We start from the raw sequence: 13605 nt of genomic DNA, 5'->3' as shown, positions 1-13605 counted from the left end.
CAAGCGCCGCAAGCGCTCACCCGGACGACGATCGGTCGCTCCCCCGGTGTGGGTCGGAGCGTCCTTTCTCCCGTTCAGCCTTTCGGCATCGTCGCGGGTTGCCTAGCAGCGCGCCCGATGCACGGCAAGCCACCGCGCTTGCCGCAGTGGCGCGACATGTTTGAGCACCGGGCCGATTTCACGGGATTTGACGCCTATTCCTGCGATGCGATCACGTAGCGGATCACTTCGATATCCGAATTGAGCGAGTCGAGTTCGTCGCCGCAGGCCTCCCAGGTTCCCTGCGCGGAAATATGCATCTCGCCGCCGACATGGAAACTGGTTCCCAGCTTGCTCGCCTGGCTCGACGTGCCCGAGGCAAGATGCGCATCGCCCGCAATATAGAAATCCACGTTGTTGGTTTCCACGCCGGCGGGCACGCTGAAATCGCCCTGTGTCATGACGATGACCTTTTCGGTCGACGGGCAGGTCAGCAGGTTCGAGCCGATCCTGGCCTTGGCAAAGGCGCTGATCGACTGGTTGGAGGTCGAAGTCGTGATCACGACGGAGTTCGTGATATGGGCTTCCGTGCCGAACTTGATCTGGCAATCGGTGATAACGGCAATATCGGACATGGCAGTGCCCGAGCCGGTCTCCATCGACAGCGTCTTGACGTTTCCGGTGCTGGTGGAACAGTCCTTCTTCTTGCTGTTGCCATTGCAGTCGGAACTCGCCCCCGTCGGGCTCAATGCACCATCGGCATCCAGTTCGGAGTCGCAATACACCGCGTAGACCAACCCGGAGGGAACGCGGTCGAGGCTCTCGAAATCGCCGGCGGCGATGGAGATGATCGAACCCTTGCCGATCTTGTTGGCCTGATAGCCCAGATCCGTCAGCGGGCTCATATCCGTGTCGAGCACCACGGAATCGACGAAATCATCCGCGGGCTCGTAGTCGTCACTCAGCCCGAGCAGGGAATTCATGACGGTATTGATATGCGTGGAGACATCCGTGAGCAGCAGGTTGCCTTCGAACAGGGCATCCTCGACCCCGGGGTTGTGATCGTAGGTGCATTTCGAGCAATCATCCGTGTCCGGCATGCCGATGCCGGAGCCGGTTATAAACTCGTTATGATTGGAAAGCTCGACCGCATCCTTCGAGTAGATGCAGAAACCGCTGCCGATTTCGAGATGTGAGGTGATCTTGATCTCGCCTTGTACATAGATGCCGTCATTGCCGGCGCAGCTGTCGATTTCGCCGAAATGCGCCGCGCTGTTCGCGATGATGTTCCACGAGTCCATCCCGACGAAATCCAGCAGGAAGGTCGGAACGGCATTGCCGAGCCGTGATGTCCGCCCGAGCGACACATAGACCGCATCGTTCATGGATGTCAGGCCCTGGGAGACAACGCCATTCTCGTAGGTGCCGATGGTGATGGTTGCCGAAGATGTTCCAAGGGAATTGCCGAACAGGCCCACTGGCATGTTCGCTTCGACGATCTCGGCCACGCGCTCCCGGACCTCCTGGTCCGAACCACCATTATACAGCTCGACCACGCCGGCATGGGCGGCGATGTCGGCGGTTGTCTGCAATTGCTCACGCGCGCGAAGGCCGTTCGTGCCGTCGATCGCCAAGCCAGCCACGACCACGCAGATGAGGAAAACAAACAGGCTCCAGACGCCGGCACTACCATCTTCTTCCACTGCCAGGCGATGCCCCCCTGACACGATACTCTTTAACATCCAGCACTCCATTTCTGCGCCAGCGCTTCCCTCGATCAAACCTTTTCCAAGCTCCGCTCTCCCCCCAGAAAGCGGTGCATGCGGTCGCCGTCACGAACAACCCTGACAGCTATTTATGTAACCATTGTGAGCCTTTTGCGGCAAATGCGAGGAAGCAAGAGGACATAGACAACAACACGTTAACAGTTTCGCGCCGCTCTGCCGCATTGTCGCCGAGACACACTCCCGAAGCACCAAGTCGCGTCCGTCCCGGATTGACATTCATTACCCGACGTGAGCACAAGATTTTCATCTTCGGTTCCCCGGACGCAGCAAGCGCGAGGGGACGAAAGAGGGAACACGGTGCGGCGTACCCATCAGGGACCAAATCCGTGGCTGCCCCCGCAACTGTGAGCGGCGAGCGCGGTCGATCATGCCACTGGGGCAATCCCGGGAAGGCCGGCCAAGCAGAGACCCGCGAGCCAGGAGACCTGCCGAGGAAGGATGCACGGTTTGCGCCGCGCGTTCATTTCCACCGGGCGCCGGGGTGAGCGTCTGGCGCGAAGCGGTCAGGCGCAGCCCGTCCGATTCGAGCCAAAACCCCGTCCGTCTTTTCAGATCGGCCGCATTCGTGGCGATATTTGAGAGGCGACGTAATGAACGTTGTGAGACCCTTGCTGGCCGGCATCGCCAGCCTGTGCATGTCTGGTGCCGCTTCGGCGCATTTCCAACTGGCCTACACTCCCGAAACCATGATCGCGCGGCCCGGCGATGTGCCGGTCAAGCTGATCTTCTGGCATCCGTTCGAGAACGGTCATGTCATGGATATGGCGCGGCCGCTCGAATTCTATGCTGTGCATCGTGGCGAGAAGATCGACCTGATGGACCGGCTCAGCCCGATCACCTTCACGGGCGCGAGCAATGCGGGGGCGGCTTTCGATGCATCGGTTCCTGTAAAGCGTTCCGGCGACTACGTGCTGGTGGTGGTGCCGGCGCCCTATTTCGAACCGAGCGAAGAGATCTACATCCAGCAGATCACGAAATCCTACCTCAATCGCAACACGATCCCGACGGATTGGGAGGCGCCGCAGGGCCTGCCGACGGAGATCCTGCCGCTCAACAAGCCGACCAATGTGATCGCCGGCTCCACCTTTACCGGCCGCGTGCTGTCGGCGGGAAAATCCATACCGGGTGTGGGGATCGAGGTCGAATACATGGCGGCCGAGCCGGACATGACGACCAACACGGCAGGCCCGGCCACCATCGTGCCGCCCCCGGCCGGAACGCTCGTGGTTATGTCCGACGAGAACGGCTACTTCACCTTCGGCATTCCGAAGGCCGGCTTCTGGGGCTTTGCCGCGCTCGGAACCGGGCCGGAAAAGGAATTCGAGGGCAAGGAACTCAGCCAGGATGCCGTGATCTGGATCCGGGCCTGGGACATCGAGTAGGAGCCGCCATGCATATCGTTGACGGAGCCCTTTCCAACCCGGTGGTGATTGCCGGAGCCGCGCTGACAATCGGCGGGCTTGCGCAGGGTTTGCGCAAGCTGCCGATGGAAAAGATCCCGGTGGCGGGCGTGCTGTCGGCCACATTCTTCGTGGCCTCCCTTATCCACGTTCCGGTCGGGCCGTCATCGGTGCACCTGATCATGAACGGTCTTGCCGGGCTCGTGCTCGGCTGGGCCGCCTTCCCCGCGCTTTTCGTGGGCCTGCTGCTGCAGGCGGTGTTCTTCGGCTTCGGCGGGCTGACCGTGCTGGGGGTCAACACGCTCCTCATCGCCGGGCCGTCCGTTCTGGTCGGACTGCTGATCCGGCCGCGTGTTCAGGGCGCCGCGCCGCGCCCCGCCGCGATCTGGGCCGCCATCGCCGGCGGGCTCGCCATCGCGCTGACGACGGTTTTCGTGGCCCTCGCCCTCGCGATCACGGGCGACGAATTCCTGCCCGCGGCAAAGCTGGTCTTTTTCGCCCATGCCCCGGTCATGTTCGTAGAGGCGATGCTGACCGGTGCCGCCGTCTACCTTGCCAAGCAGGTCAAACCCGAGCTTTTCGACGATTTCCAGGGGGCCCTCCAGTGATCCGCCCTGCCATTCTCGCCCTCTCCCTCGCCATCGCCCCCCTGCCTGCGCTGGCCCATAAGCTCATCATGGGGATCTTCCCCTCCGGCAACCAGATCGAGGGGGAACTCGGCTTCTCCAGCGGCGACGCCCCCGAAGGCCAGCTGATCGAGGTTTTCGACAAGGCTGGAGACAAACTTGGCGAGACTGTCACCGATGCCGATGGGTTTTTCCTGTTCACACCGAGCGAGCCTGTCTCTCACCGCTTCAGAGCCGATATGGGCGCGGGCCATGTTGCCGAAAGGGTCATGCTCGCCGAAGAGGTCGCGCCGATCGTCGCCAAGTCGAACGGGAGCGCAGCGGCCACGATCTCCTGGACCGACAAACCGGTCGCGGCGGCACAGCCCGAAACATCGGCATCCGCCCCGGCAGTGACAGCGACGACACCACAAGTCGTGCCACAGGTGGTTGTCGCCGCGCTGAACCAGGCGGAGTTGGACGCCATCGCCAAGGCCGTGCGCGACGAGACCCGTCCGCTGCGGCAGGAAATCGCCGCCTACAAGGAAAAGAACGATCTGCAGACGATCCTTGGCGGGATCGGTTATATCGTCGGTCTGTTCGGGTTCGGTTTCTACATCGCCGCCCGCCGCAAATTGAAGGACGCCGCATGACGCCCGTCATCTCCACCCTCGACAAGCCGCTGACGGCAACCGGCGCCAACCGACAGCTGAGCTGGCTCGGCCGTATCGATCCACGGATACGCATCCTCTGTGCCGCCGCCTTTGCGGTTGTCGTCGTGGCCTGCGAGGATTTCGCCCCGCTCGGGCTGGCGGTGGCGATTTCGCTCTTCCTGCTCTCGGCCTCCCGCCTGCCCGCCCGCCGCACGATGATGCGAGTGGCGACGATGGATTCCTTCATCCTGTTCATCCTGCTGCTGCTGCCCTTCACCGTGCCCGGCGAGCCGATCTTCACGCTCTGGGGCTTCGCGGCCTCCTGGGAAGGGCTATGGCAGGCCATCGAGATCGCGCTCAAGGCCAATGCCATCGTGCTGGCGCTCATGGCGCTGGTCAGCACCATGGAGCCGGTCACGCTGGGCCACGCCCTGCATGCGCTCAAAGTGCCCGAAGGGCTGGTGCATCTGCTGATGTTCACCGTGCGCTATATCGACGTGTTGCGGGAGGAGTACCTGCGCCTGAAGCAGGCGACGAAGGCACGCGGCTTTCGCCCCGGCACCAATCGGCACAGCTACCGAACCTATGGCTATCTCGTCGGCATGATGCTCGTGCGCTCGCTGGAACGCTCCGAACGGATCCTGGGCGCCATGAAATGCCGCGGCTTCACCGGGCGCATCCCGCTTCTCGACCGGATGGCCTTCGGCCCGTCGGACGTGCTTTTCGTCACCGGCTTCGTCCTTGTCCTCTTCGCCATCGGCGCAATGGAGCTCGCCTATGGCGCTTATTGAGCTGTCCGGCGTTCACTTCGCCTATCCGCACCACGCCCCGGTGCTGCACGGCGCCGACATGGCGCTGGCGGCGGGGGAGCGGCTCTGCATCACCGGGCATAACGGCGCCGGAAAATCGACCCTGCTGCGTATTGTGGTGGGCCTCTTGAGCCCGTCCGCCGGCCGCGTCACCTGCTTTGGGGAAGAACGGCATGCGGATGCGGATTTCCACGACGTGCGCCGCCGTGCAGGCTTCGTGTTCCAGGATCCCGACGACCAGCTCTTCTGCCCCACAGTGGCCGAGGACGTGGCTTTCGGACCGCTCAATCTGGGCGCAAGTCGTGGCGAGGCCATGGAGATCGTCGACCGGACGCTGGAACGGCTGGACCTGATGCATCTGCGCGACCGGATCACGCACAAGCTTTCGGGCGGCGAGAAGCGGCTGGTGACGCTGGCGACAGTCCTTGCCATGGATCCGGAGGTGTTGCTGCTGGACGAGCCAACCAATGCGCTGGACGAGAAGAACGAAGCTCGGCTGGTAGAGATCCTGCTGAGCCTGCCGCAAGCGATGATCATCGTCAGCCACAACCCGCATTTCCGCAACCGGCTGGGCACCCGCACCCTGCGCCTGCAGGACGGGTTGCTGGCCGCCCCGGACCCGAACTGCCGCCACGCTCTAAACGCGTGATCCTCCGCGGCCCTGCGGCCGGCCCTCTCCGATGTCCGCCGGGCGCGAAGCGCGCGGCCACGCCCGCCCGAAGGCGACGCATCTTCGATGCGGCGCAAGCGGGCGGGAGCCCCCTGCCTCCGGCGGAGGGATATCCAGATGACATGGAGGCAACGCCCGACAGGCATCATGCAAGCGACCCGGCCATTTCAAAGCGGTTGAAACGCTCGCATGGACATCTGCGCAAGGTCATCGAGATGATCGAGGAGGGACGCCCCTGTGCCGAGATCGCCCAGCAGCTTTACGCGGTGGAAAAGGCGGTACAGCAGGCCAAGAAGACGCTGATCCACGACCGCATAGACCATTGCCTGAGCAACCCGGCCGAGCATGACGACCCGCAAGCGCTGGTCACCGAGTTCCGCGAGATTTCGAAATACCTGTAAGAACCGCAAGCGCCACTGGATGCGCGGATTCCTCTCGACCTGCTGCTCGGTCTACCCGTCCGCCAGAACCTTGTCGGTTATATTGAACGGATCCGTCGCGGAGCGATACTTCGATCTGATCTTGATCATAAACGGCAGGATCTCTTTCCAGGACAGCTTAATACTGCCCGTCTCCATGCGGTAAAGGGTTGCCAGCTTGAAGGCTTCGTCCACCAGGGATGTCCCATATGTCGCGGGTTCGGGCAGCTTGTTGTTTTTGTAGTAGATCGCCTCCGCCAGATATGCCGCAGCTTCGTCCTGCCCTCGCGAGGTGTTCTTCCATTTCCTGAGATCGTTCAACGCGTGAACACCTTCATGAACGATGATCCCGCTTTCCCGTAGCGAAGGTTTGCTGGTATTGAACCCGGTTTGCAGAACGATCGCGTTGTGCCCTTGGTGGTAGACCGCATGCGCATCACCACCGGGAACCGGTCCGATGAAACATTTGACCTTTCCGATCCTCAGAGCTTCTCCGACCTCCGCGAGTTCCACGCCCTGTATCGCGAGGCCTGCAATCTCGAAATTGATCCGCCGCACCTCGTTCTCGCGGAAAATCGCGGCCACTCTTTCGAGCGGCGGCCCTGCGAGCTTTGTCCAACCGCCAGCCATGTCCGAACCTCCCCGATCGACACGAAGAATTCTTCCGTTACGTTAGTCTCTGCGCGCAGAGCGAGCCATGCGCTGGATCAATGACCCGGCAGGTTTTCCGCACCAAATGCGCTGCGCACTTCAGGCTTGTTCCGACATTTGATCCAGCATGGAAGCAGACCGGCCGGTAAACGACCGGTCTGCGAAGAGGCGCTTACAGGGAGTTTTCATCTCCAGAAGGCAATTGGACAACCGCAAGTCGAGGGATCGCCAGCGTGTCTATCGCCCCGAACCGGCCGCGAACACCGCCTCAGGTCACCGCGCCGACCAGCCAGGGCAGAAACTCGTTATCGCCGAAGCCGAGCGCCTCGCTCTTGCTCTTCTCGCCCGAAGCCATCGTGAGGAAGCGCTCGAATATCCGCTGGCCCATCTCCTCGGTGCTGACGCCTTCGGAGATCACCGCGCCGCAATCGATGTCCATGTCTTCTGACATGCGCGCATAGAGTGCCGAATTGGTTGCAAGTTTCAACGAGGGCGCCGGCTTGTAGCCGAAGACCGAGCCGCGCCCGGTGGTAAAACAGACGATATTGGCGCCCGAGGCAACCTGCCCGGTGACCGAAGCGGGATCGTAGCCGGGGCTGTCCATGAAAACAAAGCCCGGCGTCGTGACCTTCTCGGCGTATTCGTAGACGCCGACGAGATTGGTCGATCCGCCCTTGGCAGAGGCTCCAAGCGATTTCTCCAGGATCGTGGTCAGGCCGCCGGCCTTGTTGCCGGGGCTAGGATTATTGTCCAACGAGCCGCCATTGCGCTCCATGTAGGCTTTCCACCACTCGATACGTTCGAGCAGTTTCTGGGCCACTTCGGGGCGTTCGGCACGGCGAGTGAGCAAATGTTCCGCGCCAAATATCTCGGGCGTTTCGGCGAGAATCGCCGTGCCGCCATGGCGCACGACAAGGTCCGCTGCGTGGCCGAGGGAAGGGTTGGCGGTAATGCCGGAATATCCGTCCGAGCCACCACATTGCAGCGCTACGCTGAGATGCTCGGCGCCGACCTCTTCACGCTGAGCGGCGTTCGCCGCCGGCAACATCGCCTCCACGCGGGCGATGCCTTCCTCGACCGTCTTGCGGGTGCCCCCCGACTCCTGAATGACCATGCGGTGGAAGCCTGCGCTTTCGGACAGGCCATAGGTTTCCATCAGCAGCGAGACCTGCGCCATCTCGCAACCAAGCCCGACCATCAGGACTCCCGCGAAATTGGGGTGCGTCGCGTAACCCGCCAGAGTGCGCATGAACATGCGGTAGCCTTCGCCGCCCATGACCTGGCCGCAGCCTGTCGAGTGCACATAGGCCGACACACCATCGACATTGGGATAGTCGGCAAGTTTTTCCGGCGTGAAATGCGCGGCGATCATACGACAGACGGTGGCCGAGCAGTTCACCGTACTGATGACAGCGATATAGTTGCGGGTGCCGACGCCGCCGCCGGGCCGGCGGTATCCACGGAAGGTCGCGCGCTGATTCTGCGGGACGAAAGCGGTCGGTGTGGCACCGGCGCAAGGCTCGAAATTGCGTTCGAAATCGCCGCGATAAACGCAGTTCTCGGTGTGCACGTGATCACCTGGAGAAATCGTTTTTCCTGCAAAACCAATGACCTGACCATATTTTCGGATCACCTCTCCTGCGGCGATTTCTTCCACGGCGATCTTGTGCCCCCGTGGCATGCCGGACGCGGCCACGAGGCCTCCGTCAAGTGTCTCACCCGCTTCAATCGCGCGGAGCGCGACAAGCACGTTGTCGCTGTCGTGAAGGCGGAGGGTGGAATGGGTATGGCTTGTCATGGCTCACCTGCGGGATTCGTTCGGCGCACCATAGCGTGTCCGTTTTAGCTTTCAATCGGTAAAAAACATTTCTGCAAGCATCGCATAACGGGGCTCAAAAATTTGCATATCAAATAATTTGTGTATTGAATCTTTCAAAATACGAAGTAATTAAGCGGCTGGACAGAAGGAGACGACCGTGAACGACCCGAAGAACTGCTTGTTCGGTGACGAGATCCAGCGGATTCCACAGGAGCTGCGGATCATTTTCGGAAATTTCGTCCTGACCCATGCGCTCGAAGAGCGGATCGGCGACGTTCAGGACCGGGAGCAACTGACCAAGTCCGAACGGCATATGCTGATCAATCTCGGGATCCCGCGCCGCATGGGACAAATGGCGGAGGACCTCAACACCCTCCCGTCCAAGGTGACGGCAATCGCTGACCTGCTGGAAAAGAAAGAACTGGTCATACGCGAACGGGACCCCGACGATCGCCGCGCCTGGCAATTGCGGCTCACCGAACGCGGCCAGCAGGCACGCACTGAACTGATCGCGTTGACGGTCAAGATATTCCAGGACGTTACCGGCCTTTCGTCAACCGAAATCGAAGACCTTTCCGCTCTCATGGATCGTGTGACCGCACATGTTCTGGAGACCGGTTTCCCCAAGGGTATGACATTATGAAAACGAGAAACGCCATCGTGTTGGCACTGGGTGCCGGTATCGTCGCGCTCGCGGCCTTCGCACAGACGACCATGAGCTCCGAAACGGAACCCAAGTTTGTCGAGCAAACGCTCAAACCGGTCAAGCTGATGGTGATCGAAGGCGAGGACCGGGTGCTCAAGCGCCAGTTCTTCGGCAAGGTCGTCGCGCGCCGCACCGTGGACCTCGCCTTTCAGGTCAGCGGCCAGATCCAGAAACTGCCGGTGACCGAAGGCAGCCGGATCGGGAAAGGCGCCATGATCGCCGAGCTTGACCTGCGCCCCTTCGAGCTTGCCCTGCAACAAGCGAAACTGTCCAAGGAGCAGGCGGACCGTACCGTCGACCGGCTCGAGAAACTCAAGGGCAGCACCGTAGGACAGGTCGCCATCGACGATGCCGTCACCTCGGCGCAACTGGCTGAAATCGCCGTCGAGAACGCCGAGATCGCCCTGGACGATGCGAGCCTGCTCGCCCCGTTCGACGCGCTTGTAGCCTCCCGGAGCGTCGAGAATTTCACCACGATCGGCGCTGGCACACCGGTGGTGCGTTTGCATGACATGTCGGAGATCCGGGTCGAAATCGATGTGCCCGAAGTTTTGGTGCAAAAAGCCCAGATCGCCGACAATCTGACCGTTCTGGCCAAGTTCCCGGCCTCGGACGCCTCCTATGCGATGACAGTGCGCGAATTGACGGCGGAAACCGCCGCCATCGGCCAAACCTATCGCGCCACGTTCGGCATGCCGCCGCCGGACGGGCTTGACCTGCTGCCCGGTTCCTCGGTCACGGTTTCGGTCTCGATGAACCGCGAAGGCCAACGGATCATCGTGCCCGCCTCGGCGGTCATGATCGACAATGACGGCTCGACCCATGTCTTTCGCTACGACCCCAAAGGCGCCGAAGAAGGCACCCTGAGCCGTATTCCCGTCTCCGTCTCTCCGACCGAGGACGGACGGGTCGAGATCGTTGCCGGCATCAGTATCGGCGACGAGATCGTGCTCGCAGGTGTGAACGAGCTGGAACACGGCCAGAAAGCGCGCCGTTTCACCGGCTTCGGCAAGTAGGGACATTCCGATGACGATTGCACGCGCTTCCATCGAGAAGCCTATTTATACATGGCTCGTGATCCTCGGCTGTCTGCTGGGCGGGCTCTGGGGGTTCAACTCCATCGGACGGCTCGAAGATCCGGCCTTTACCATCAAGAACGCCGTGATCGTCACCACCTATCCCGGCGCCACCGCCGAACAGGTCGCGACCGAGGTCTCCGAACCCATCGAGTCCGAGATCCAGAAGATGGGCGAGGTGGACACGATCACCTCCATGAACCGCCCCGGCTATTCGCTGATCGAGGTGGAAGTCAAATCCACCTATGACGGCGATAAACTTCCCCGGATCTGGACCGATCTGCGCAACCGCGTGGCCGATGCGTCCCTGCCCGACGGGGTCAGAACGCCGTTTGTGAACGACAGTTTCGGCGACGTGTTCGGCCTGTTCTACGCCATCACCGCGCCCGGTTTCTCCGACGCGGAAAAACACGAATTGTCGACCTTCCTGCGGCGGGAATTGCTGGCGGTGGAAGGGGTTGCGGATGTCGAACTGTCCGGGCTGCCCGACGAAGCCATCTTCGTCGAGCCGAACATGGCGCTCGCGGTCAACCAGAACATATCGCCTGCCGCGCTCGCCGCGGCCATCGCAACAGCCGATTCCGTCTCGGATCCGGGCGCCGTGGACCATGGCGCCAACCGGACCATCATCCAGCGCCCGCAAGGCGACGACTCGGTATCGGCCATCGCCGGGCTGACGGTCGGCGTCAGCGGCGAGGTGATCAACCTGTTCGACCTGGCCAATGTCTACCGGGCCCGGCAGGACAATCCCTCGCTGATCATCCGTCACGACGGCCAGGATGCCTTCACCCTGGGTGTTGCCGGCCTGTCGACCGAGAATATCGTTGCCGTCGGGCACCGTGTCGATGCGCGGCTGGCGGAACTGAACAACGAGATCCCGTTCGGCGTGCAGATCCACCCGATCTATCAACAGCACGTGGTGGTCGAGCAATCGGTCAACAATTTCCTCAACAGCCTCGCCCTGTCCGTCGGGATCGTCGTGCTGGTGCTCGCCATCGCCATGGGCTGGCGGGCGGCTATCGTGGTTGGCGCGACGCTGCTGCTGACCGTTGTCGGCACGGTGTTCTTCATGAACATGTTCTCCATCGAACTCGAACGGATCTCGCTCGGGGCGCTGATCATCGCCATGGGCATGTTGGTGGACAATGCCATCGTCGTGGCCGAGGGTATGCAGGTCGCCATGTTGCACGGGCGCAAGGGGCCGCAAGCCGCTGACGAGGCCACGCGGAAAACGCAGATCCCGCTGCTCGGCGCAACCGTCATCGGCATCATGGCCTTTGCCGGGATTGGCACCAGCCCAGACGCAACCGGCGAGTTCCTGTTCTCGCTCTTCGCCGTCATCGGCATTTCGCTGATGCTGTCCTGGATCCTGGCAATCACGGTCACGCCCTATCTGGGCAACAAGCTCTTCCGCGAGATCGACGAGGGCGAACATGACGCCTATGGCGGGCCGCTCTTCCGCCTTTTCGGGCGGACGCTCGAGATCGCCCTGCGGCTGCGCTGGCTGGTTGTGATCGGGCTCGTCGCGCTGACAGCGATCTGTTTCAACGCCTTCGCCAAGCTGCCGCAGCAATTCTTCCCCGACAGCAACACGCCGATCTTCTTCGTGCACTACAAGCTGCCACAGGGCCATTCCATCGAGGCGACATCGCAACAGATGCGAATACTCGAAGACTGGCTGGAAGAGCGCGACGAGGTCGTCTCGGTTACCACGTTCGTCGGCCAGGGCGCGTCACGCTTCATGCTGACCTATTCGGCCGAGAACCAGAACCCGACCTATGGGCACTTGATCGTTCGCACGCATGACCTCGAGGAGATCCCGCAGATCAAGGCCGATCTCGACCGCTTCGGCACCGAGGCCCTTCCGGAGGGCGAATTCCGAACGAAACGGCTGGTCTTCGGTCCAGGCAGCGGCGCCGATATCGAGGTGCGCCTGTCCGGCAACGATCCTGAGGTTTTGCGCAATCTCGCCGACGAAGCACGGAAGATCCTCGAAACCACAAGCGACAACATCACCCGCACTCGTACCGACTGGCGCGAGCAGGAACTGGTGCTCCGCCCGATCTATTCGACCGACCGCGCCCAATCCGCCGGCATCACCCGCGACGACGTTTCCGACACGTTGCAATATGCAACCGACGGCACCCGTGGCGGCACCTATCGCGAGAATGAGCGTCTCATCCCGATCATTCTCCGCGAGGCGCGCGACTCCGACCTGACGCTGATGGACCAGGTCGTCTATTCCTCCTCGGCGCAGTCTTTCCTGCCGCTGGAACAGGTGATCGACGGGTTCGAATACATTTCCGAGAACACGTTGGTGCATCGGAAAGATCGGCAGTTGACCATAACCGTGGGGGCCGACACTGCCGATGGCGTGACGCCGGCAACCGTGCATACCGAAGTACGGGCCGCGATCGAGGCAATGAAATTGCCCATCGGCTACAAGATGGAATGGGGTGGCGAGTTCGAAAGCTCTTCGGACGCGCAGGCAGCGCTCGGCACCCAGCTTCCCATTTCCTTCCTGATCATGGTGCTGATCTCGATCCTGCTCTTCAACGCCCTCCGCCAACCCCTGGTGATCTGGCTGCTGGTGCCGATGTCGGTCAACGGCGTGGTGATCGGGCTCGGCATGACCGGCCTGCCCTTCAGCTTCACCGCGCTGCTCGGGTTGCTGTCGCTTTCGGGGATGCTGATCAAGAACGGGATCGTTCTGGTGGAGGAGATCGACCTACTGCGCTCCGAGGGCCAGGAACTGAAACCCGCCATCATCCGCGCATCGACCTCGCGCCTGCGGCCAGTGATGCTGGCGGCGGCGACAACGATCCTCGGCATGATCCCGCTGCTGACAGATGCGTTCTTCGTCTCCATGGCGGTAACCATCATGGGCGGGCTGGCCTTTGCCTCGGTTCTCACCTTGCTGGCGGCACCGGTGCTCTACTACATCTTCTTCCGGCGAAGCGAGATCCGGGAGAAGCGGGCACGGCTTGCACGAGAAGCGCAGGCGGGTACTGCCTGAGCCACGGCGCAGCAC

General features: G+C 61.9%; 12 protein-coding genes and 1 riboswitch. Of the genes, 9 read left to right on the top strand and 3 right to left on the bottom strand.

What is annotated here, in order from left to right:
* Nucleotides 1-194 precede the first annotated feature (194 nt).
* Nucleotides 195-1721 carry a TadE/TadG family type IV pilus assembly protein gene (locus BLR85_RS01970; protein ID WP_170844423.1) on the bottom strand — a complete coding sequence of 509 codons (1527 nt, stop codon included), beginning with the start codon at nucleotides 1719-1721 and terminating at the stop codon, nucleotides 195-197.
* Nucleotides 1722-1999: 278 nt separating this feature from the next.
* A riboswitch (cobalamin riboswitch) is annotated at nucleotides 2000-2213 on the top strand.
* A gap of 143 nt (nucleotides 2214-2356) precedes the next feature.
* Between BLR85_RS01970 and BLR85_RS01965 the strand changes: the two genes are divergently transcribed.
* From BLR85_RS01965 to BLR85_RS01940, 6 genes are all read left to right on the top strand, one after another.
* Nucleotides 2357-3148: a DUF4198 domain-containing protein gene (locus BLR85_RS01965; protein ID WP_244520578.1), complete on the top strand. Its 792-nt coding sequence runs from the start codon at nucleotides 2357-2359 to the stop codon at nucleotides 3146-3148.
* 8 nt (nucleotides 3149-3156) lie between these two features.
* A complete protein-coding gene (gene cbiM, locus BLR85_RS01960; RefSeq protein ID WP_093148368.1) occupies nucleotides 3157-3774 on the top strand; it encodes a cobalt transporter CbiM in 618 nt (205 codons plus the stop codon).
* The gene (locus BLR85_RS01955; protein ID WP_093148365.1) at nucleotides 3771-4424 is read left to right on the top strand and encodes an SH3 domain-containing protein; all 654 of its coding nucleotides are present in this window, start codon (nucleotides 3771-3773) and stop codon (nucleotides 4422-4424) included. The genes cbiM and BLR85_RS01955 overlap by 4 nt, the downstream gene beginning before the upstream one ends.
* Nucleotides 4421-5215, top strand: coding sequence for a cobalt ECF transporter T component CbiQ (cbiQ, locus tag BLR85_RS01950; protein ID WP_093148362.1), 795 nt, complete (start codon nucleotides 4421-4423; stop codon nucleotides 5213-5215). The genes BLR85_RS01955 and cbiQ overlap by 4 nt, the downstream gene beginning before the upstream one ends.
* Nucleotides 5202-5882 (top strand): energy-coupling factor ABC transporter ATP-binding protein, encoded by a 681-nt coding sequence (locus tag BLR85_RS01945; RefSeq protein WP_093148358.1) that lies wholly within the window; start codon nucleotides 5202-5204, stop codon nucleotides 5880-5882. Before cbiQ ends, BLR85_RS01945 begins: the two co-directional genes overlap by 14 nt.
* Before the next feature lie 143 nt (nucleotides 5883-6025).
* Entirely contained in the window at nucleotides 6026-6304 is a 279-nt protein-coding gene (locus BLR85_RS01940; RefSeq protein WP_093148354.1) for a metal-sensing transcriptional repressor, read from the top strand.
* A gap of 51 nt (nucleotides 6305-6355) precedes the next feature.
* Here BLR85_RS01940 and BLR85_RS01935 read toward each other — a convergent pair whose 3' ends face one another.
* Together BLR85_RS01935 and BLR85_RS01930 are read right to left on the bottom strand one after the other, a co-directional pair.
* Nucleotides 6356-6952: a hypothetical protein gene (locus BLR85_RS01935; protein ID WP_093148351.1), complete on the bottom strand. Its 597-nt coding sequence runs from the start codon at nucleotides 6950-6952 to the stop codon at nucleotides 6356-6358.
* Nucleotides 6953-7241: 289 nt separating this feature from the next.
* Nucleotides 7242-8771, bottom strand: a complete 1530-nt coding sequence (locus BLR85_RS01930; RefSeq protein WP_093148349.1) for a UxaA family hydrolase — start codon at nucleotides 8769-8771, stop codon at nucleotides 7242-7244.
* A gap of 178 nt (nucleotides 8772-8949) precedes the next feature.
* Between BLR85_RS01930 and BLR85_RS01925 the strand changes: the two genes are divergently transcribed.
* From BLR85_RS01925 to BLR85_RS01915, 3 genes are read left to right on the top strand one after another with little or no spacing between them, the layout of a single operon-like run.
* On the top strand, nucleotides 8950-9435 hold the full coding sequence (locus tag BLR85_RS01925; RefSeq protein ID WP_093148346.1) for a MarR family winged helix-turn-helix transcriptional regulator: 486 nt from the start codon (nucleotides 8950-8952) through the stop codon (nucleotides 9433-9435).
* Entirely contained in the window at nucleotides 9432-10514 is a 1083-nt protein-coding gene (locus tag BLR85_RS01920; RefSeq protein WP_093148342.1) for an efflux RND transporter periplasmic adaptor subunit, read from the top strand. Before BLR85_RS01925 ends, BLR85_RS01920 begins: the two co-directional genes overlap by 4 nt.
* Nucleotides 10515-10524: 10 nt before the next feature.
* Complete coding sequence (locus tag BLR85_RS01915; RefSeq protein WP_093148339.1) at nucleotides 10525-13590, top strand: efflux RND transporter permease subunit; 3066 nt, start codon at nucleotides 10525-10527, stop codon at nucleotides 13588-13590.
* Nucleotides 13591-13605: the final 15 nt, after the last annotated feature.

The organism is Aliiruegeria lutimaris, assembly GCF_900099935.1.
GTDB classification, from domain to species: Bacteria; Pseudomonadota; Alphaproteobacteria; order Rhodobacterales; family Rhodobacteraceae; genus Tropicimonas; species Tropicimonas lutimaris.
The sequence above is the reverse complement of the archived record's forward strand: the minus strand, read 5'-3'. Positions and strand labels throughout refer to the sequence as shown.